At 58.6% G+C, this 19,434-nt stretch carries 18 protein-coding genes; 9 read left to right on the top strand and 9 right to left on the bottom strand.

The annotated features are described in order from the left end of the window. Positions 1–21: 21 nt before the first annotated feature. Together OJ965_RS03995 and OJ965_RS04000 are read right to left on the bottom strand one after the other, a co-directional pair. Entirely contained in the window at positions 22–864 is an 843-nt protein-coding gene (locus tag OJ965_RS03995) for a MurR/RpiR family transcriptional regulator (protein ID WP_009087824.1), read from the bottom strand. 460 nt (positions 865–1,324) lie between these two features. Then, a complete protein-coding gene (locus OJ965_RS04000) occupies positions 1,325–3,238 on the bottom strand; it encodes a bifunctional 5-dehydro-2-deoxygluconokinase/5-dehydro-2-deoxyphosphogluconate aldolase (RefSeq protein ID WP_265137869.1) in 1,914 nt (637 codons plus the stop codon). Positions 3,239–3,786: 548 nt separating this feature from the next. Here OJ965_RS04000 and iolD point away from each other — a divergent pair. From iolD to iolE, 3 genes are all read left to right on the top strand, one after another. After that, entirely contained in the window at positions 3,787–5,727 is a 1,941-nt protein-coding gene (iolD, locus tag OJ965_RS04005) for a 3D-(3,5/4)-trihydroxycyclohexane-1,2-dione acylhydrolase (decyclizing) (RefSeq protein ID WP_265137871.1), read from the top strand. Between the two features lie 62 nt (positions 5,728–5,789). After that, positions 5,790–6,800 (top strand): bifunctional inositol 2-dehydrogenase/D-chiro-inositol 1-dehydrogenase, encoded by a 1,011-nt coding sequence (gene iolG / locus OJ965_RS04010; protein WP_265137873.1) that lies wholly within the window; start codon positions 5,790–5,792, stop codon positions 6,798–6,800. A 47-nt stretch (positions 6,801–6,847) separates the two neighbouring features. Continuing rightward, positions 6,848–7,744 (top strand): myo-inosose-2 dehydratase, encoded by an 897-nt coding sequence (gene iolE / locus OJ965_RS04015; protein WP_140925629.1) that lies wholly within the window; start codon positions 6,848–6,850, stop codon positions 7,742–7,744. Positions 7,745–7,796: 52 nt separating this feature from the next. On the opposite strand, the gene OJ965_RS04020 is transcribed toward iolE, so the two are convergent. Then, entirely contained in the window at positions 7,797–8,351 is a 555-nt protein-coding gene (locus tag OJ965_RS04020; protein WP_009087815.1) for a DcrB family lipoprotein, read from the bottom strand. Positions 8,352–8,468: 117 nt separating this feature from the next. Further along, positions 8,469–9,134 carry a 7-cyano-7-deazaguanine/7-aminomethyl-7-deazaguanine transporter gene (locus OJ965_RS04025; RefSeq protein ID WP_140925630.1) on the bottom strand — a complete coding sequence of 222 codons (666 nt, stop codon included), beginning with the start codon at positions 9,132–9,134 and terminating at the stop codon, positions 8,469–8,471. A gap of 204 nt (positions 9,135–9,338) precedes the next feature. On the opposite strand from OJ965_RS04025, the gene tusA reads away from it, so the two are divergent. Next, positions 9,339–9,590 (top strand): sulfurtransferase TusA, encoded by a 252-nt coding sequence (gene tusA, locus OJ965_RS04030; RefSeq protein WP_009087811.1) that lies wholly within the window; start codon positions 9,339–9,341, stop codon positions 9,588–9,590. A 52-nt stretch (positions 9,591–9,642) separates the two neighbouring features. On the opposite strand, the gene OJ965_RS04035 is transcribed toward tusA, so the two are convergent. Both OJ965_RS04035 and OJ965_RS04040 read right to left on the bottom strand, forming a co-directional pair. Continuing rightward, on the bottom strand, positions 9,643–11,931 hold the full coding sequence (locus OJ965_RS04035; protein ID WP_265137878.1) for a zinc/cadmium/mercury/lead-transporting ATPase: 2,289 nt from the start codon (positions 11,929–11,931) through the stop codon (positions 9,643–9,645). A gap of 93 nt (positions 11,932–12,024) precedes the next feature. Then, positions 12,025–12,654: a lysoplasmalogenase gene (locus OJ965_RS04040; RefSeq protein WP_150030108.1), complete on the bottom strand. Its 630-nt coding sequence runs from the start codon at positions 12,652–12,654 to the stop codon at positions 12,025–12,027. 145 nt (positions 12,655–12,799) lie between these two features. On the opposite strand from OJ965_RS04040, the gene OJ965_RS04045 reads away from it, so the two are divergent. Further along, a complete protein-coding gene (locus OJ965_RS04045) occupies positions 12,800–13,156 on the top strand; it encodes a DUF2500 domain-containing protein (RefSeq protein WP_058956962.1) in 357 nt (118 codons plus the stop codon). A 26-nt stretch (positions 13,157–13,182) separates the two neighbouring features. On the opposite strand, the gene OJ965_RS04050 is transcribed toward OJ965_RS04045, so the two are convergent. Beyond that, the gene (locus tag OJ965_RS04050) at positions 13,183–13,455 is read right to left on the bottom strand and encodes a DUF1145 family protein (protein WP_009087803.1); all 273 of its coding nucleotides are present in this window, start codon (positions 13,453–13,455) and stop codon (positions 13,183–13,185) included. Further along, positions 13,445–14,044 (bottom strand): 16S rRNA (guanine(966)-N(2))-methyltransferase, encoded by a 600-nt coding sequence (rsmD, locus tag OJ965_RS04055; RefSeq protein ID WP_009087801.1) that lies wholly within the window; start codon positions 14,042–14,044, stop codon positions 13,445–13,447. Before rsmD ends, OJ965_RS04050 begins: the two co-directional genes overlap by 11 nt. Positions 14,045–14,276: 232 nt before the next feature. Here rsmD and ftsY point away from each other — a divergent pair, with 232 nt between their 5' ends. The 4 genes from ftsY to rpoH all read left to right on the top strand — a co-directional run bounded on the left by ftsY (position 14,277) and on the right by rpoH (position 18,722). Next, positions 14,277–15,977: a signal recognition particle-docking protein FtsY gene (gene ftsY / locus OJ965_RS04060; protein ID WP_154929104.1), complete on the top strand. Its 1,701-nt coding sequence runs from the start codon at positions 14,277–14,279 to the stop codon at positions 15,975–15,977. Positions 15,978–15,982: 5 nt separating this feature from the next. Further along, positions 15,983–16,651: a cell division ATP-binding protein FtsE gene (gene ftsE / locus OJ965_RS04065; protein ID WP_009087798.1), complete on the top strand. Its 669-nt coding sequence runs from the start codon at positions 15,983–15,985 to the stop codon at positions 16,649–16,651. After that, a complete protein-coding gene (gene ftsX, locus OJ965_RS04070; protein WP_009087796.1) occupies positions 16,641–17,624 on the top strand; it encodes a permease-like cell division protein FtsX in 984 nt (327 codons plus the stop codon). Before ftsE ends, ftsX begins: the two co-directional genes overlap by 11 nt. A gap of 240 nt (positions 17,625–17,864) precedes the next feature. Next, positions 17,865–18,722, top strand: a complete 858-nt coding sequence (gene rpoH / locus OJ965_RS04075; RefSeq protein WP_009087795.1) for an RNA polymerase sigma factor RpoH — start codon at positions 17,865–17,867, stop codon at positions 18,720–18,722. Positions 18,723–18,776: 54 nt separating this feature from the next. Here the strand turns inward: rpoH and panM are convergent, their stop codons facing one another. Beyond that, positions 18,777–19,199, bottom strand: coding sequence for an aspartate 1-decarboxylase autocleavage activator PanM (panM, locus tag OJ965_RS04080; protein WP_154929103.1), 423 nt, complete (start codon positions 19,197–19,199; stop codon positions 18,777–18,779). Positions 19,200–19,434: the final 235 nt, after the last annotated feature.

Consider the following 19,434-nt stretch of genomic DNA (forward strand, 5'->3'; position numbering starts at 1 on the left):
GCCCTTTTTTGCGCCCTGAAATCAGCTGGTGCCGGCGTTGTTGAGCGCCAGCGACACGGCCAGCGTCTGCGCCAGGCAGAGAGAGGCAACCTGTGAACGGAAGCCATCCACCTGGGCTTCACGCACCACAAAGCAGACGTCGCTGAAGGCGGCCAGCGGACTGACCTGGCTGTCGGTAATCGCAATCTGATGTGCGCCGCGTCGGGCGCCCATCTCCACCACTTCGACCGCTTCACGCGCATAGGGTGAATAGCTGATGGCAATCACCACATCTTTAGGATTAACGAGGCTGAGCTGCTCGGTAAACATCCCGCCCAGGCCATCAATCAAAAACGCGCGCCGCTCCAGATGACGCAGCGCGTAGACCAGATAGGAGGCGACGCTGAAGGAGCGGCGCAGGCCAATCACATAGATATTCTCTGCCTCGCTCAGCAGTTTTACCGCCTTGTTCAGCTGTTCAGGATTCACCTGCATCGCCAGCTGCTGCAGCGCCTGGCTGTTTACCATCGTAAAGACGTTGAGGATCTCTGACGGACTCTCAGGGGCGCTTGCGTTGTCATCGGTGGATGTCTGACGGAACAGACGCGCACGCTCGGTGTAGTTGACCGTCTCTTCCATCAGGTGCTGACGAAAAACCTGTTTCATTTCGTTGAAACCGCTGAAGCCAAAAGCATTAGCAAAGCGAATCAGGGTAGAGGGGGGCACATCGGCCTGCTGGGCAATCGAGGCGACGGTATCAAACGCAATACTGTTACTGTTATCAAGAATGTAGCGCGCAACCTGTTTAAGACGTTTGCTCAGTGTTTCGTAGCGGCGACGAATATCGTCCTGCAACAGAGAAAGTTGGGTGGGATTATTGTTCATCACTTCTGCCCGAATAATTAGAATAATGGCTGTATAATGAGCGCTATAGTATCAGATGGATGGAAAATTTCATTTGTTTGCGTCAATCGTGCGGTTTATTTCATGGCTTTATGAAATGGTTCACAGATTGGCTTGAGAGCCCGGTACGCGCCTCTTCACAGGCGATAAGCGGGTGAAAACCGGCTCCTGCTCGCTGCAGGATCGTGCAGACTCAGGTAGCACGGTCAGATCGGAAAGTCGCTTAAGCCATCCATGGCCGCTCGGCCCGCGCGATTACGCACCTCATCCCTGAGGTGCGCCCTGGCCGGGCCAACGCTTTGCGTTGTTCAAAAACGCTCCCGGCGTTTTTGTCCCTGGCGCGGGACGCTTTCCTCCTCTGACCGTGTTACCTTCGCGTTGAGCTTATTCGTCGCGGGAAGATTTGCCCCGCTTCAGCCTCTGGCCAGACACATTAACAGCATCAGGCGCGCGCCGCGCGCCAGTATTCAATCAGCCGCAGATAGTTACCTTTGACGCGCGCAATCAGCGCCTGATCGTCCAGTTCCCCCTGCAGCCACTCGCGTGAAGGCTGACCAAAAATAGTCCGGCCCACCGCAAAGCCTTTCACCCAGGGCGCGCTGGCCGCCGCGGCAAAACCCGCTTTCAGCGTCTCTTCGGGCGCATCCAGACCCAGTAGCAGAATGCCGCGACAGTAAGGGTCCTGCTGCTCAATCAGCGTGCCGATCGCCTCCCAGCACGCTGCGGACAGCGGCGGCAGTTTCCACCAGTCAGGCTGGATGCCCAGAGAGTAAAAATGGCGCAGAATGTCCACGTAATAGGCTTCATTCCTGTCCGGGTTGCTCTCAGGCAGGATCACTTCCAGCAGCAGCTCATGGCCGCTTTTGTTACAGCCCTGCCAGACGTCGAGTATCAGATCATCCTGCTCTTTGCGCAGTTCTGCACTGTCGTGAGGATGGTAAAACACCAGACACTTCACCACATGCTCAGCGGGCCAGTCGATCAGCTGCGAACCGATATTGCCATGCTCCAGGCGCAGCGGACGTGAGCCGGGCTGCTCAATCGGACGGCCAATCCACCACTGCTTACCGGTAATCGCATTCAGCGCTTTCTGCCCGTAGGTGGTATCCGCCAGAATCCCGCTTTTATTCTCTAACCCCGCCTCTTCGGCAGCCTGCTGAGCGGCTTTCAGCAGCAGCAGCTTCAGCGGCGGGATCCGGCTGGCCTCCACGCCCGCCTCCTGTGCCATCTCTGCCAGCTGTTTGCGGTGGTCAAAGGCAAAAACATTCAGCTCCGGCCACTGCTGTTTGCGGGTGGTGACCCGGTGCAGATGATTCAGACGGCTGTCGAGATCGGGGCGCTTCACTGCATCGTCGCGGCTCAGGAAATCATCCAGTTCGGCTTTGGTCGGCATGGCGGGTGCACAACCGTGGCGTGAGACTACCAGCGCCCCACAGGCATTGGCGTAACGGCACGCCTGCTCCCAGCCTTCATCATTCAGCCAGCCGCGCAGCAGTCCCGACATAAAGGCGTCACCTGCACCCAGCACGTTGAGCACGTCGACGCGCACGCCAGTGTGCAGGCGGGTCTCTTCCCAGCTATCCGGGATCGCTCCCTCAAACACCACGCAACCCAGCGGACCGCGTTTGCAGACCAGCGTCGCCTGACTCGCCTGACGCACATTTTTCAGCGCGGTCAGGGTGTCCGTGCTGCCGCCGGCGATGTGAAACTCCTCTTCGGTGCCCACGATCAGATCGAAATAGTGCACCACTTCCTGCAACTGCTGCGTCACCTGGGAGGATTCAATGAAACGCGTTTCACCGTCACCCGGCGAGGTCAGCCCCCACAATACCGGGCGGTAATCGATATCCAGCGCGGTACGAAGGCCGTTCTGGCGGGCAATCTGCAGCGCTTTCAGCACCGCTTCACGGGTCTGCGGATGGGAGAGGTGGGTGCCGGTCACCGCCACGGCGCGGGCTGAGGTAATGAAAGCCTCATCCACGTCATCCGGCACCAGGCCCATATCCGCGCAGTTATCGCGGTAAAAAATCAGCGGAAAAGTCTCTTCATCTTTGATGCCGAGGATCACCAGCGCGGTCAGGCGCCGCGGATCGGTAATCAGCGCATCCGTGTTACAGCCGACGCGCTGCAGTTCTTCACGCAGAAAGCGACCATTGTGCTCATCCCCGACCCGCGCCAGCATGGCCGATTTCAGCCCCTGAATCGCGGTGCCATAGGCGACGTTGCCTGACGATCCGCCCAGATACTTCGCAAAGGAGGTGACATCTTCCAGCCGTGCTCCAATCTGCTGACCATAAAAATCAACGGCAATACGCCCGATACAAATCACATCAAGCGGCTTCTGTTGTGCATTCATACCTGTGGTTTCCTTCTGTGACTGGCAGAGCCGGCGGGCAAAACGCGCGACGTCAGATGCGCGCTGCGTTCGGGTCTGTAAGAGCCTGACTGGCGATGAGGGCAGTATGAGGAATAAAAATTCCACATTCAATGCGAAATGAAACATCCATCGCAAATTTGTGAACCAGGTAAAAATCCTGAATCTCCTCTCTCCGCCTGCGTGTTGAGAGGATGATGCCCGCTGCAGCAGGGGTATGAAGGCGAACGCACCTGCTGGCGTGCCGTTCGGTCAGGCGGCGGCAACGGAATGAATTTTTTTATCGTACCCTGCTCATGGCTAAACGTTCCGCTTTTCACCCTCGCGACAGCCCGCCAGGGCTGACGCAGCGGCTAAATTTGATCTCACTCGCAAAATGAAATGTTTCTTCTGTAAGCGTGTTTTATGAAAAATATATTTGTTTATAATCGCCTCACGTTTCAGTTATTCCGGTCGCCTTTTCCGCCGATGACAGCGCCTGGCGCGGTGTTACGGGAGTCGGGGTCCGCCAGCATGTAAAGGAAAAGCATATGGGCACAATCAGACTGACCACGGCACAGGCGCTGGTTAAATTTCTGGATAACCAGTTCATCGATGTTGATGGCACTGAGACGAAATTCGTCAAAGGCATCTTCGCCATCTTCGGTCATGGCAACGTGCTGGGGCTGGGCCAGGCGCTGGAACAGGATAGCGGCGATCTGGTGGTCTGGCAGGGGCGTAATGAGCAGGGGATGGCCCATGCCGCTACGGGCTTTGCCCGTCAGTCGCTGCGCCGGCAGATTATCGCCTGTAGTTCGTCAGTGGGACCGGGTGCAGCCAACATGATCACCGCTGCGGGCACCGCGACGGCCAACCGCATTCCTCTGCTGCTGCTGCCCGGCGACGTCTTCGCCACGCGCCAGCCCGATCCGGTGCTGCAACAGATTGAACAGAGCTACGACCTCAGCATCAGCACCAACGATGCGTTCCGCGCGGTCAGCAAATACTGGGACCGCGTCAGCCGTCCGGAGCAGCTGATGTCCGCCTGTATCAACGCCATGCGGGTGCTGACCGATCCCGCTGAAACCGGTGCGGTTACCCTGTCGCTGCCGCAGGATGTGCAGGGCGAAGCCTGGGATTACCCCGACTACTTCTTCCAGAAACGGGTGCACCGGCTCGATCGCCGCCTGCCCGTCGCCGCGCAGCTGGCGGATGCGCTGACCCTGATTTCCCGCAAGCGTAAACCGCTCATTATCTGCGGCGGCGGGGTGAAATATTCTGAGGCGGGTGAGGCGCTGCGCCAGTTTGCCGAGCGCTATCAGATCCCCTTTGCGGAAACCCAGGCGGGCAAGGGCACGCTGGTTTCTGACCATCCGCTGAATGTCGGCGGCGTCGGTGAAACCGGCTCGCTGGCCGCTAACCTGCTGGCGAAAGAGGCCGATCTGGTGATCGGCATCGGCACCCGCTATACCGACTTCACCACCGCCTCCAAATGGATTTTCCGCCATCCTGATGTCAGCTTCCTGAACATCAACGTCAGCAACTTCGACAGCTACAAGCTGGATGGCGTGCAGCTGCTGGCCGATGCCCGTGAGGGGCTGACGGCGCTCACCGCCGGGCTGGCATCACAGCACTACAGTAACGACTGGGGCAGCCAGATTGAAGAGGCGCAGAGCCAGCTGCTGAAAGAGACGCAGCGCGTCTATCAGGTGGCCTGGCATGATGGCGACTTTGTGCCGGAGATTGCGGATCATCTCGACCGCGACGCGGTGTTTGCTGAGTTTAACCAGCTGACCCACTCCTGGCTGACGCAGAGCAGCGTGCTTGGCACCCTGAATGAACAGCTGCCCAAAGAGGCGGTGGTGGTGGCGGCGGCGGGCAGCCTGCCGGGTGACCTGCAGCGCGTCTGGCGCACCAAAGATTACAACGCCTACCACGTCGAATATGGCTACTCCTGCATGGGCTATGAGGTCAATGCCGCGCTGGGCGTGAAGCTCGCCCAGCCGCAGCGTGAGGTCTATGCGCTGGTCGGTGATGGCTCCTTCATGATGCTGCACTCCGAACTGGTTACCTCCATTCAGGAGGGGGCGAAGATCAACGTGGTGCTGCTGGATAACATGACCAACGGCTGCATCAATAACCTGCAGATGGAACATGGCATGGACAGCTTTACTACCGAGTTCCGCTTCCGCAACCCGGAAGGGGGCAAGCTCGATGGCGGCTTTATCCCGGTCGATTTCGCCGCCATTGCCGCAGGCTATGGCTGTAAGACCTACCGGGTTACCACGCTTGAAGAGCTCAGGGCGGCGCTGGAAGATGCCCGCACCCAGACGATTTCTACCCTTATCGACATCAAAGTGCTGCCAAAAACCATGATCCACAAATATTTCAGCTGGTGGCATGTCGGGGTGGCGCAGGCTTCGCAGACCGAACGCGCCCAGGCGGTAGCGGACAAGCTCAATACGCATCTCGGCCAGGCGCGAAAATATTAATTTCAGGGCCGTATCGCGGCCCGTTTTCCTCTTCTCCGTACGAACCCTACACAGGTGTAATTATGACTTTGAAACTTGGCGTCATCGGTACAGGTGCAATCGGTCAGGAACATATTCGTCGCTGCAGCCACGTGCTGCAGGGGGCACAGGTGGTGGCGGTCTCTGACATTAATGTCGAGGGTGCGCGTGCCGCCCTGCAGCGCCTGAACATTGAAGCGGAGGTTTTCCAGAACGGTCACGACGTGATTCAGTCACCGGATGTCGAGGCGGTGCTGGTCACCTCATGGGACCCCACCCATGAAGAGTTCACCCTGGCGGCGATTGCCGCCGGAAAGCCGGTGTTCTGCGAGAAGCCGCTGGCGATGAGTGCCGAAGGCTGCCGCCGGGTGGTGGATGCGGAGATGAAGGCGGGAAAACGGCTGGTGCAGGTCGGCTTTATGCGGCCTTACGATGCGGGCTACCGCGCGCTGAAAAAAGTGATCACCGATGGCGATATTGGTGAGCCGCTGATGCTGCACTGCGCGCACCGCAACCCAACGGTGCCGGAGAACTACACCACGCCGATGGCGATCACCAACACCCTGATCCATGAGCTGGATGTGCTGCGCTGGCTGACAAATGATGACTACAAAACGGTGCAGGTGGTCTTCCCGCGCGTCACATCGAAGACGCATGGGCAGCTGAAAGATCCACAGATTGTTCTGTTCGAAACCCGGAAAGGGGTGCGCATCGACGTCGAGATTTTTGTGAACTGCGCCTACGGCTACGACATCCAGTGTGAAGTGGTGGGGGAGGAGGGCATTGCGCGTCTGCCCGAACCCTCCTCCGTGCAGCTGCGCAAAGAGGCGCGCCTGTCGAACACGATCCTGGTCGACTGGAAAGATCGTTTTATCGAGGCGTATGACGTGGAGCTGCAGGCCTTTATTAATGATATCAGAGTGGGCCAGCTGACCGGTCCTTCGGCCTGGGATGGTTTTGCCGCCTCGGTAGCCGCCGATGCCTGCATCAAAGCGCAGAACAGCGGGGCGATTGAGCCGGTAGAGATGCCGCCACGTCCTGATTTTTATCGCTGATTCAGCCCTGTATGCGGCCTCGCCGCGCTCCGTCCGGGAATAAGATGATGAACAAAGAAAATGTAAAACTGGCGATCGCGCCGATTGGCTGGACCAACGATGACATGCCGGATCTCGGCCATGAAAACACCTTTCAGCAGACCGTCAGTGAGATGGCGCTGGCGGGCTTTACCGGCAGCGAAGTGGGCAGCAAATACCCGCGCGATCCGGCGATCCTGAAGCCGATGCTCGATATCCGCGGCATTGAAATCTGCAACGCCTGGTTCAGTACCTTCTTCGCCAACGGCGATAAAGCAAAAACCATCGATGAGTTCATCAATCACATGAACTTTCTCCATGCAATGGGGGCGCGGGTGATTGGCTGTTCTGAGCAGAGTAAAAGTATTCAGGGCACCCCGCTGGCGGTGTTTGAGCAGAAACCCATTTTCAGTGATGAGGAGTGGCAGTTAACGGCCGACGGCTACAACGAACTGGCACGCCTCGCAGCAGAGAAGGGGATGCGCGTCACGCTGCATCACCATATGGGCACCGGCATTCAGACCACCGAAGAGATTGACCGCTTTATGGCCATGACTGACGATCGGGTCGGATTGCTCTATGATACCGGCCACATCTACTACTCCGAGGGGTCACAGCAGCAGATGCTGGCGGTGCTGGAGAACTATCTGCCGCGCATCTTCCATGTTCATCTCAAGGATGTACGTGATAAGGTGGTCGCGGCGGTTCGCGAGAATCATCTCTCCTTCCTGGAGGGGGTGAAAAAGGGCACCTTCACCGTTCCGGGCGATGGCGTAATCGACTTTAAGCCGGTGTTTAAAATTCTGGATGAGTATGGCTATCAGGGCTGGATGGTCGTGGAAGCGGAGCAGGACCCGGCACTGGCCAATCCGTTTGAATATGCGGTCAAAGCGCGAAAATATATTCGTGAGAATGCGGGGTTATAAACAGCTCTGAGAATGCTGGCCTCCCTGCAATGCAGAGAGGCCAGCGATCGGCTTATTTCAGCGAGATGCTCTTCACGATGTTGTCAGCATCGCTCTGCGCCTGCTGCTGATTATCGCCTGGCAGCGTAATCTGCAGCGTCACCAGCTTGCCGTCGACCTTCGCCAGCACCACCGAAGACCAGGAGGTCTGGTTGTTGGCAGAGATCACCGTATCCAGCTGCTGAGCAGGCTGATCTTTCAGCGTTACCGCTTTGTTCGACACCACCTGCAGCTGCGGGTCGCGGTTACGCTGCTGCTGCTCCATACGCTGCGACAGCACATCCAGCGCTTCGCTGGTCGGCTCACCGGCAATCACGATGATGGCGCGGGCACCGGTTTCATCCGCATAGACATGCATATTGGTCGTCTGCGAACCCAGTTTGCCGCTTTTGTCTGACATGCCTGGCGGCAGTGAGAAGCTCAGTTTGCCATCCATCAGCGTCACGGTTTGCGCCGACTGACTGGCGCTGACGCCGTTGTCATTCGCCGCGTCATCTTTCTTCTGATCGCAGGCTGCTAAGCCCAGAACCAGTAAGCCCATTCCTACATATTTCACCAGGTTACGCATCAGAATCCCTTTTTAAATTTCCGGTCAGGCATCAGTACAACAGGAATCAGGCTGCAAACGCAACCTGATGATTGTCAGAAGATCTTAGCGGGTAATGGCGGAAAAATGTATGGCGGATTAGCCGAAATTTACCTGGCGGGCACTCTGGCGTTCAGCCAGACGTTTCAGCGCGGCGTTAAGCAGCACACCGTAAGCGGGCAGGAAGAAGACCATGCAGATCAGCACCTTGAAGCTGTAATCCACCAGCGCAATCTCCACCCAGTGCTGCGCCATAAACGCATCGGGACTTTTATAGAAGGCGATAAAGAAGAAGGCCAGCGTATCGCTGATATTCCCCAGGAACATGGCACTGCCCGGTGCGACCCACCACTGCGGCAGGCGGCGCAGCCGGTTGAAGACGTGAACGTCGAGGATCTGCCCCAGCGCGTAGGCCATAAAGCTGGCGCAGGCGATGCGGGCCACGAACAGGTTCATCTCTTTCAGTGCCTGCCAGCCCTGCCACTCTCCCTGATAAAACAGCGACGAAACGCCGTACGAGATAAACAGCGCCGGGATCATCACCGCCAGGATAATACGACGGGCCAGCGGTGCGCCAAAAATACGCACGGTGAGATCGGTCGCCAGGAAGATAAACGGGAAGCTGAACGCGCCCCACGTGGTGTGGAAGCCAAAGACAGAAACAGGCAGCTGAACCAGGTAGTTGCTCGATGTGATCACCAGCAGGTGAAACAGCGACAACCAGAAAAGCGCATACATGCGCTGACGCGAAGAAAATGCGAGCATAGTCAACCTTTTTAATGTTGGGGTGAGGGAACCCATTGCGGGACACCGTTCGGGCGGTGCCAGGCAGTTTTATGAGCAAAAAGCGGCGGCATATTACCGCGTTGTGCTTTTTATGCAATGGTTAATTTTAGCGCAATCGTTATCGCCTTGCGTCACGGTCAGCACGCGCTAGAATGAGCGCCCCTGACCTGAAGCGAGTTGAATATGAGCGATCTTTTTTCCTCTGCCGACCATCAGCTGGATGCCCGCGGCCTGCGTTGCCCGGAGCCGGTGATGATGGTGCGCAAAACCGTACGTGGCCTGCAGGAGGGTGAGACCTTGCTGATCATCGCCGACGATCCCGCCACAACCCGCGATATTCCCGGCTTTTGCCGCTTTATGGAACATGGTCTGCTGGCGCAGCAGACGGAGACGCTGCCCTATCAGTTTCTGATCCGCAAAGGGATGGCGGGATAACCCCAGCCGCACCGGCCGCTGTTATCCCCGGCCCCTGGCCGGCGCCGCGCGCTCAGTCACGGTGGCGCAGCAGGCGCAGCGCGTTGGCCGTCACCAGCGCGGTCGCACCGGAATCCGCCAGCACCGCCAGCCAGAGTCCGGTCAGGCCCAGCAGGGTCGTGACCAGAAAAATCGCCTTCAGGCCCAGCGCAATGCCGATATTCTGACGGATAATGCGGCGTGTCCGGCGCGCCAGCGCAATCATCGGGGCCAGCTGCGTGAGCTGATTCCGCGTCAGCGCCGCATCGGCCGCCTCCAGTGCCACATCGGTGCCGCTGCCCATGGCAATGCCCAGCGTTGCTGCTTTCATTGCCGGTGCATCATTGATGCCATCCCCGACCATCGCCAGCGGCTGCTGCTGACTCAGCTCACGGATAGCGGCCACTTTATCGGCGGGCAGCAGGCTGGCGCGATAATCGATCCCCAGCTCGCGGGCGAGCGTCGCGGCGGCGCGCGGGTTATCGCCGGTCAGCATCAGGCTCTCAATGCCGAGCCGGTTCAGCCCCTGAATGGCCGCCACTGCATCGCTGCGCAGCCGATCGCGCAATGCCAGCGCACCCAGCGCCTCACCGTCGCGCATCAGCACCACCATGGTGTTACCTTCCTCCTCCTGCTGTGAAATCTGCCTGCGCTGCTGTGCGGTCAGCCCTGGCGCATGAGCGGGCGTCAGCAGTTCAATCTGCTGCTCTGCTACCCGGGCCCGGATGCCGCGTCCGGCCAGAACCTGCTGATCCCGTGCATCCGGCATCGGCAGATGACGCGCCTGGGCGGCCGCCACAATGGCGCTGGCCAGCGGATGGGTCGCCCCCTGTTCGGCTGCGGCGCTCAGCGCCAGCATCTCCGCTTCACTGGCCGCGCCAAACCGCAGGATCTGTGTCAGCTGCGGTTTGCCCGGCGTCAGGGTGCCGGTTTTATCAAACGCGACTTTGCGCAGCGAACTCAGCCGCTCCAGCGCCGCGCCGCCTTTGATCAGTGCACCCTGCCGTGCCGCCGCCGCCAGCCCGGAGGTAATGGCCGCGGGGGTGGAGATCACCAGCGCACAGGGACAGCCGATCAGCAGCAGGGTCAGGCCCTTGTAGATCCACGGCTGCCAGTCGCCTGCGCCGAGCAGGGGCGGCACCACCATCACCAGCAGCGACAGCAGCATTACCAGCGGCGTGTAGAGACGACTGAACTGGTCGATAAAGCGCTCGACCGGGGCACGGTGTGTCTCCGCCTCTTCAATCAGCTGCAGGATACGGTCAATAGCGCTTTCCCCCGGTTCCGACACCACTTCCAGCTCCACCTGGCGATCCACGCTGGTGGCACCGGCGGGAATCGTTTCGCCGCTGGCTCGCGTGACCGGCAGTGACTCACCAGTCAGTGCGCTCTCATCGAAGCTGGCGAGCGGGCTGATTAACCGGCCGTCGACCGGCAGTCGGCTGCCCGCCGCCACTTCAATCCGATCGCCGGGGCGCAGCGCCGTGAGGGGAACTTCCGTGCGCTGACCCTGTTGCAGGCGGATCGCGGATTCAGGCCGTAACGCCATCAGGCGGGTAACCCCACTGCGCGCTCTGGCGGCGGCATAGCCTTCCAGCTGTTCACCCAGCTGAAACAGCAGCAGCACCATCGCCGCTTCGGCGTGGGCACCAATAATCAGGGCGCCCGCCGAGGCCAGCGTCATTAATGTTTCGATGGTAAACGGCGATCCGCTGCGCAGGCGCTGCCAGGCGCCGCGTGCCACCGGCGCCAGCCCGATGAGCGTGGTCAGCACAAACAGCCGATCGCCCCAGGCCAGCGCGAACTGGCCGAGAACGCTGCTGAGCAGCACCAGCAACGCCAGTAAAAGCAGCATCCGGTTTTGCTGCCAGCCCGGACGGGCGGCGGGAGTGACTGAGGAGGCTGATGAGGCCGTCAGCTCAAATCCGACCTTTCTGACCGCCTGTTCGACGGCGTTCCGGACATCCTGGCTGGCGCTGACGACGAGTTTCTCACTGCTGAACAGGACGCGGGTGTCGGTGACGCCGCTTATCTGGCGCACGGCCGTCTCAATGGTGCGGGCGCAGCCGGGGCAATCCATCCCGCGGACCTGCCAGCTAAAGGGGTAACCGGCGTCTCGCCGGTCGCTTTCCTCTGCGACGTCGGCCTCTGTGCCGGGGCTGCTGTTGCTTTCACAGCAGCAGCCTGCCGTATCAGCCGTTACGGGTGTCGCAGCATGAACAGAAAGGGAGAGGGGGCGGGCCTGGCGAACCTGGCACAGCGGTTTTGCTGCAGCGTGACTGGCACGGGGTTTGCCACAGCCACAGGCGTGATGTTGGTGCATATGACCTCCGGAGCGTAAGAAGAGCGGGATGAGCCATGCAGCTCATCCCTTATCCTACACTCTGGAGTGGACTCCAGAGTCAAGCCGCTTTTATCACACCACCCACAAGGAGCGCACGATCATAAAGTGACCGGCAAAATAGCAGGCGGCGACGATGGCGCTGTCGGCGGTGAAGCGACGACGGTAGTGAGAGACAAACCAGATGATGTTTGCCAGCAGCAGCAGCGCTGAACCCACCATGATGGAGAAGCTGTAATCCGTCGGACGGAAGAAGTACTGCTCGGTGGCGATCCAGGTCATGACCAGGGTCATGCCGATGAAGGTGCAGACGGGCCAGCGCAGATCTTCCAGTCGGCTCCACAGCATGCCTATCAGGGCTACACCGATAATCAGCAGCGTCAGCGGGATCGGCCAGAAGAAGGTCATAGTCATGCTGGCGGCGAAGCAGAGCGTATAGAGCAGATGCGACAGGAAAAAGGCCCCTACGGCATAGAGCATCTGCTGACGCGGCAGCAGCGTTAACGCATCACCGATCAGGGTTGCGATCAGCCCCGCCAGAATCAGGTAGTCCGTGGTCTGCAGCACCGGAGCCTGCCAGGCCAGACCCACCAGCAGCAGCAGGGTGACCGGTTTAAACAGCCAGCGTTGCCACTGCGGGCCGCGATAGGTGGCATCGACATAGAGCCAGCCGGAGAAAAGGACAGCGAGGAAAGACCAGAGCATTGTTTCTCCCTTTTTTATTCAGAATGATGAAAGATCCCAAAATATCCCTTCCAGTTTAGGTTACGCCTCAGAGATGTGACAATCAGGCAACTCTGGTTGTATCCTTTGCTCCCTGTTTCATCTTCTCCTCAGGCACAGATTCACCATGAGTAAACCCCCGCTGATTTTTATTATCGTCCTGGCGGTTATCGCCGTGCTGGCCACGCGTCAGTTTATCAAGCAACGCCGTGAAGGCGCGGTCAATGACGCGTCACCGGTGCGGGCGTTGCAGGCTGAAGTCAGAACCAAACGGGAATTTCCGGCGCCCAATCGCCGTTCACGGCAGCGGGAAGTGATCGCCGGCGAAGAGATGCGGTATGAAGCCCTGTTTCATCCGCTGAACGGGGCCAGCGATATTAAGGTGCAGATTAAAGAGGCGGAGTACCATCAGCTGGATAAAGGGGCGAAGGGCGAACTGAAGATGCAGGGCACGCGCTTTATCAGCTTCACGCCCGTGCAGTAACTGGCGGGCGTGACGCCCGCCCGGCACTATTTTTTGCGCGGGAAATGTTTCTTCTGCCAGGCGACCAGCTCGAAAACCCCGAACAGAAAGACTTTGATCTGGGTGACGCGATCGATAGGCGGCGCGTCTTTAGTCTGCGTGGCGCGCAGCAATACCAGCTGCAGACCGTGCATCATGATCATGAAGAACAGCGCCACGTTGATAAAGTAAGTCAGCGGTTTCGGGTAGGGATGCACCACGTTAGCCAGTAAAAATCCCCACACGCAAAGCATCAACAGACGCCCCAAATTAAGTAACATCCTGCGTCTCCTGTTGACGTTGATACAAACGATAAGCCACCTGTCCGGCTATTTTCTCGCGATAAAGATCCCACGCTGGCGGCACCGGCGGTGCGCCATTTTCCACTTCGCTCTCGACATAAATCAGCGCCTGATCGGCCAGCCAGTGATTCTGCTCCAGCAACTGCAGCGTCTGCGCCAGCAATCCCTGACGAAACGGCGGGTCGATAAACACCACATCGAAGGGTTCGCCCGGCTGCGCCAGCCAGTTTAGCGTATTGGTCTGGATGACGGTGCCGTTACTGGCGCGCAGGGTCTGCAGATTTTTTGTCAGCTGCTGCGCCACCGGACGTTCCAGCTCCAGCAGGGTCGCCGATCCTGCATAGCGCGACAGCGCTTCCAGGCCTAATGCGCCGCTTCCGGCAAAGCAGTCGAGGCAGCGCGCCTCGGGCAGCACCGGGGCCAGCCAGTTAAACAGCGTCTCTCGCACCCGGTCGGTGGTGGGGCGCAGTCCGGCACTGTCCGGCACCGGCAATTTACGTCCGCGCCACTGGCCGCCAATGATGCGGATCTGCCCGGTTCCGCCTGTACTGCGGGGGTTTTTATTCATCTTGCTCACAACTCGTCATAATTTGTTGCGTAGTTTAACGGGCGAATCGGTGAGAAGAAACGTTAAAAAAGGGTGCTGTGGTGAGCTGGCTGGAAAGTGTTAGACTACTGAGTTGCTGAAGTCATGCATTATTCTGCGGTTTACGCCGGTCTGGCGATGACCAACTTTCATTGATTTACCCCTGGAAACCCTGCGCGACCGGGACAAAGCCATCGAGGAGTGTAGTCACACAATGGCAAAAGAGAAAAAACGTGGCTTTTTTTCCTGGCTGGGATTTGGCAAAGAGGAAGAGAAACAACCTGCAGCGGAAGAGCAGACACAACAGGTCGCAGAACCCGCTCAGCAGCAGCCAGAACAGGAAGCCCCGGCTTTAAGTCAGGCAGAAGCACAGGCGGAAGAGACGGTTGCCATTACCGAAACGGTAGCCAGCGAGCAGCATGAGGCGGACGTAACCGCGGCCGCGCCATCTGAAGCGGCACCGGCGGCGCTGGATGACGCTGGATCTGTCGTTACCGAATCTGACGCTATCACTGAATCTGCTGCACCTGAACATGACGACGCGCCGGTCATTGACGCCGACGCCGTGGTCATGCCGGTTGAAGATGCCGTCCCCTCAGACGCACCGTTAAGTGAAGAGGAGCTGACGGCGCTGGCACTGGGCGATGCCGCTGTCGTTGAAACGACACCGGATGACGCCGAGGCTCCGCTGAGCGAAGCGGAGCTGACCGCGCTGGCGCTGGGTGACGCAGAGATTATCGACACGCCGCACAGCGACGCGGATGCCCCACACAGCGAGCAGGATTCTGCCGCACGGGCAGAAGACGATGCGGATACGGAAACTCAGCCCGGCGAGGCTGACGCGCCGCTGAGCGAGGAGGAGCTGACCGCGCTGGCGCTGGCCGACGCAGAGGTGATCGCTGAGGAATCGGCGGACGAGAGCACTGCTGATACCGTCAGCGATCTGCCGCTGGCTGCTGCGCCATTTATCGCCCAGGAGCAGGAGCGTCCCGCCAAAGAGGGCTTCTTTGCCCGCCTGAAACGCAGCCTGGTAAAAACCCGTCAGAACCTCGGTTCCGGTTTCATCAGCCTGTTCCGGGGCAAAAAGATTGATGACGATCTGTTTGATGAGCTGGAAGAGCAGCTGCTGATTGCGGATGTGGGTGTGGATACCACGCGCCGTATCATTACGCATCTGACCCAGCAGGCAAACCGCAAGCAGCTGCGCGACGCGGAAGCGCTCTATGGCCTGCTGAAGGCGGAGATGGCGTCGATTCTCGCCAAAGTCGACGCGCCGCTGGACGTTTCAGGCAAAACACCGTTTGTGATCCTGATGGTGGGCGTCAATGGTGTGGGGAAAACCACTACCATCGGTAAGCTGGCGCGCCAGTATCAGGCCGAAGGCAAATCCGTGATGTTAGCGGCGGGCGATACCTTCCGTGCGGCAGCGGTTGAGCAGCTGCAGGTGTGGGGCCAGCGCAACAATATTCCGGTGATTGCCCAGCATACCGGCGCAGATTCCGCCTCGGTGATCTTCGATGCGATTCAGGCGGCGAAATCGCGCGGCGTGGATGTGCTGATTGCCGACACCGCCGGGCGTCTGCAGAACAAATCGCACCTGATGGAAGAGCTGAAAAAAATCACCCGCGTGATGAAAAAGCTGGATGAGTCCGCGCCTCACGAAGTGATGCTGACGCTGGACGCCAGCACCGGACAGAATGCGGTCAGCCAGGCCCGGCTGTTTAACGAAGCGGTCGGCCTGACCGGTATTGCGCTCACCAAACTGGATGGCACCGCTAAAGGCGGCGTGATCTTCTCGGTGGCCGATCAGTTCGGTATTCCGATTCGCTACATTGGTGTCGGTGAAGGCATTGAAGATTTACGACCGTTTAAGGCGGACGATTTTATTGAGGCACTGTTTGCCCGAGAGGACTAATTAGGATGATTCGCTTTGAAGAGGTCAGTAAGGCATATCTCGGCGGACGTCAGGCGCTGCAGGGGGTAGATTTCCATCTGCGCCCCGGCGAAATGGCGTTTCTCACCGGCCACTCCGGTGCCGGTAAGAGTACCCTGCTGAAGCTGATTTGTGGCATTGAGCGCCCGAGTGCCGGAAAAATCTGGTTCAGTGGCCATGACATTTCCCGTCTGCGGAACAGTGAAGTGCCGTTTCTGCGTCGTCAGATTGGCATGATTTTCCAGGACCACCACCTGCTGATGGATCGCTCGGTCTATGACAACGTGGCGATCCCGCTGATTATCTCGGGTGCCAGTGGCGAAGACATCCGTCGTCGCGTGTCGGCCGCACTGGATAAAGTGGGTCTGCTCGACAAAGCGAAAAGTTATCCGATTCAGCTTTCTGGTGGTGAACAGCAGCGTGTCGGCATCGCTCGTGCGGTAGTGAACAAACCGTCTGTGCTGCTGGCGGATGAACCGACCGGTAACCTCGACGACGCGCTGTCAGAAGATATTCTGCGCCTGTTCGAAGAGTTCAACCGCGTCGGCGTCACCGTCCTGATGGCAACGCATGACAGCGGCCTGATCGCCCGACGCAACTACCGGATGATGACGCTGAATCAGGGACGCCTGCACGGAGGCCACGATGGTCAATAAACGCATTAAACGTCCGGCGGCACCGAAAGCAAAGCAGCCGTCGAAGAGTAAAGCGCTGAAGGGTGGCTGGCAGGAGCAGTGGCGCTATGCGCTGCGCGGCACCCTCTCTGATATGTGGCGTCAGCCGCTGGCTACGCTGCTGACGGTGATGGTGATCGCCATCTCCCTGACGCTGCCCAGCGTCTGCTACATGGTGTGGAAAAACGTCAGCCAGGCGGCGACCCAGTGGTATCCGGCTCCGCAGTTAACCGTCTATCTCTCCAAGACCCTGGATGACAGCGCGGCCGAAAATGTGGTGGCGCAGCTCAAACAGGTGGAAGGGGTGGATAACGTCAACTACCTGACGCGCGAAGAGGCGCTGAACGAGTTCCGTAACTGGTCAGGCTTTGGCGGCGCGATGGATATGCTGGAGCAGAATCCGCTGCCCGCCGTTGCGATCATTACGCCGAAGCTCAATTTCCAGAACTCCGACACCATGCAAAGCCTGCGCGATCGCGTGACGAAAGTGCAGGGCGTGGATGAAGTCCGGATGGATGACAGCTGGTTTGCACGACTGGCCGCGCTGACCGGGCTGGTGGGGCAGATCGCGTCGATGATTGGCGTACTGATGATCGTGGCGGTGTTCCTGGTGATCGGCAACAGCGTCCGGCTCAGCATCTTCGCCCGGCGTGACACCATTAACGTTCAGAAGCTGATCGGCGCGACGGATGGCTTCATCCTTCGGCCTTTCCTCTATGGCGGGGCGCTGCTGGGCTTCAGCGGAGCGGTGCTGTCGCTGCTGCTGTCGGAAGTGCTGGTGCTGCGCCTGCAGTCGGTGGTTGCCAGCGTGGCGACCGTCTTCGGCACCACCTTCTCGCTGGAAGGCTTCTCCTGGGATGAAGCGCTGCTGCTACTGCTGATTGCGGCGATCATCGGCTGGGTAGCTGCCTGGCTGGCCACGGTACAACATTTACGCCGATTTACGCCGCAGTAAACGCCTGCAACATTTTTTTGTTATAATGGTCCTCTGCTACCGACAGTGTATGCAGAGGACCTTTCCCCTCTTCCCTTCCTGTCATCTGTGTGTAAAATATTCACTGCTATAATTGAACTTGTGGATAACTTTCACACTCTAAGTAGCACAGATTGCTTTCGGATTTCGCGCGACGTTGACTTACTGTATCGTCTGCGCAGGGAAATGTGCGGCAATTCCATTGAATTTGTGAGGGTTTGAATGACCAAAGAAATGCAAACTTTAGCTATTGCTTCTCCGGGTACCCTGGATTCTTACGTCCGGGCTGCCAACACCTGGCCGATGCTGTCGGCAGAAGAGGAAAAAGCGTTAGCTGAACGGCTGCATTACCAGGGCGATCTGGATGCAGCTAAGACGCTGATCCTGTCACACCTACGCTTTGTAGTTCATATCGCTCGTAATTACTCCGGTTACGGCTTGCCACAGGCTGACCTGGTTCAGGAAGGTAATATCGGCCTGATGAAAGCGGTGCGCCGCTTCAACCCGGAAGTTGGCGTGCGCCTGGTTTCATTCGCCGTGCACTGGATTAAAGCCGAGATTCACGAGTACGTGCTGCGTAACTGGCGTATCGTGAAAGTCGCGACCACCAAAGCACAGCGTAAGCTGTTCTTTAACCTGCGTAAAACCAAGCAGCGTCTGGGCTGGTTCAATCAGGACGAAGTTGAGATGGTTGCGCGTGAGCTGGGCGTAAGCAGCAAAGACGTACGTGAAATGGAATCGCGTATGGCTGCGCAGGATATGACCTTTGATATGTCTGCCGACGATGAGAGCAGTGAAGGCCGCTCAATGGCCCCGGTGCTCTATCTCCAGGATAAGACCTCTGACTTTGCTGATGGCATTGAAGAGGATAACTGGGACGCACACGCCGCTGACAAGCTGAGCTATGCGATGGAAGGCCTGGATGAGCGCAGTCAGCACATCATCCGCGCCCGCTGGCTGGACGAAGATAACAAAACCACGCTGCAGGAGCTGGCCGATCAGTATGGCGTTTCAGCCGAACGAGTCCGGCAGCTGGAGAAGAACGCCATGAAAAAACTGCGTATGGCGATCGAAGCGTAATACCCAGAGGGGCGACAGCATGTCGCCCCTGTTGCTTTCTGTCACCCCGGACTGTCACACCTCTTCCGCCATCCCTTCTGCGTCATCTGTTGCCCGTATCCAGCCGTCACTCTGCGCCCGGAAGCCGCACGCCTGCATAAATGCCGCCCGCACCTGCTGATCGTCACTGCCATCATCGGCAATCCACCAGTCCGCTATCGATCCGTTCTGCGCAATCGTCTCTTCCAGCAGATAGTGGCCCACACCGCGTCGCCGCGTCACGTCACGCACCGCCAGCCGGTGGATCTTGCCGTGCGTACCGGCGATTTCCAGCTGTAACCCCGCCAGCAGCCGATCGTTGAAGCGCGCCGCATAGAGACGATGGCGCTCATCCAGCCGCTGTTCCAGTTCCTGAATGTTCAGATCGGGCCAGACCTTGCCCAGATCGATGTGGTCCTGCGGCGTCAGCGTGGTTAAACGCTGGATAGTCAGCTTCATAACAAAAACCTCTAAAAAAGGGGAAAGTGCAGCGAAAGTATACAACCAGAGCGCCACCACATTTTCATCAATAAAACAGGTCAAAAGATGGCCTGGGTGCCAGGATAATAGGTGTAAACAGGTTAAGCCTGCGATCAACCCAGCATAATGCGCTGGAAAAGTGGTGAAAAACCGGCCATTGCCTCCAGTGTATTATGCTGTTTCACTCAGTCAATTCTGAATATGTCAGTTGATT

The sequence above is a fragment of the Pantoea anthophila genome (assembly GCF_026104315.1).
Lineage (GTDB): Bacteria > Pseudomonadota > Gammaproteobacteria > Enterobacterales > Enterobacteriaceae > Pantoea > Pantoea anthophila.

Excerpts from the sequence above, each read along its gene's own strand:
- OJ965_RS03995 (WP_009087824.1), bottom strand. The coding sequence starts at position 864 with ATGAACAATAATCCCACCCAACTTTCTCTGTTGCAGGACGATATTCGT.
- OJ965_RS04000 (WP_265137869.1), bottom strand. The coding sequence starts at position 3,238 with ATGAATGCACAACAGAAGCCGCTTGATGTGATTTGTATCGGGCGTATT.
- iolD (WP_265137871.1), top strand. The coding sequence starts at position 3,787 with ATGGGCACAATCAGACTGACCACGGCACAGGCGCTGGTTAAATTTCTG.
- iolG (WP_265137873.1), top strand. The coding sequence starts at position 5,790 with ATGACTTTGAAACTTGGCGTCATCGGTACAGGTGCAATCGGTCAGGAA.
- iolE (WP_140925629.1), top strand. The coding sequence starts at position 6,848 with ATGAACAAAGAAAATGTAAAACTGGCGATCGCGCCGATTGGCTGGACC.
- OJ965_RS04020 (WP_009087815.1), bottom strand. The coding sequence starts at position 8,351 with ATGCGTAACCTGGTGAAATATGTAGGAATGGGCTTACTGGTTCTGGGC.
- OJ965_RS04025 (WP_140925630.1), bottom strand. The coding sequence starts at position 9,134 with ATGCTCGCATTTTCTTCGCGTCAGCGCATGTATGCGCTTTTCTGGTTG.
- tusA (WP_009087811.1), top strand. The coding sequence starts at position 9,339 with ATGAGCGATCTTTTTTCCTCTGCCGACCATCAGCTGGATGCCCGCGGC.
- OJ965_RS04035 (WP_265137878.1), bottom strand. The coding sequence starts at position 11,931 with ATGCACCAACATCACGCCTGTGGCTGTGGCAAACCCCGTGCCAGTCAC.
- OJ965_RS04040 (WP_150030108.1), bottom strand. The coding sequence starts at position 12,654 with ATGCTCTGGTCTTTCCTCGCTGTCCTTTTCTCCGGCTGGCTCTATGTC.
- OJ965_RS04045 (WP_058956962.1), top strand. The coding sequence starts at position 12,800 with ATGAGTAAACCCCCGCTGATTTTTATTATCGTCCTGGCGGTTATCGCC.
- OJ965_RS04050 (WP_009087803.1), bottom strand. The coding sequence starts at position 13,455 with ATGTTACTTAATTTGGGGCGTCTGTTGATGCTTTGCGTGTGGGGATTT.
- rsmD (WP_009087801.1), bottom strand. The coding sequence starts at position 14,044 with ATGAATAAAAACCCCCGCAGTACAGGCGGAACCGGGCAGATCCGCATC.
- ftsY (WP_154929104.1), top strand. The coding sequence starts at position 14,277 with ATGGCAAAAGAGAAAAAACGTGGCTTTTTTTCCTGGCTGGGATTTGGC.
- ftsE (WP_009087798.1), top strand. The coding sequence starts at position 15,983 with ATGATTCGCTTTGAAGAGGTCAGTAAGGCATATCTCGGCGGACGTCAG.
- ftsX (WP_009087796.1), top strand. The coding sequence starts at position 16,641 with ATGGTCAATAAACGCATTAAACGTCCGGCGGCACCGAAAGCAAAGCAG.
- rpoH (WP_009087795.1), top strand. The coding sequence starts at position 17,865 with ATGACCAAAGAAATGCAAACTTTAGCTATTGCTTCTCCGGGTACCCTG.
- panM (WP_154929103.1), bottom strand. The coding sequence starts at position 19,199 with ATGAAGCTGACTATCCAGCGTTTAACCACGCTGACGCCGCAGGACCAC.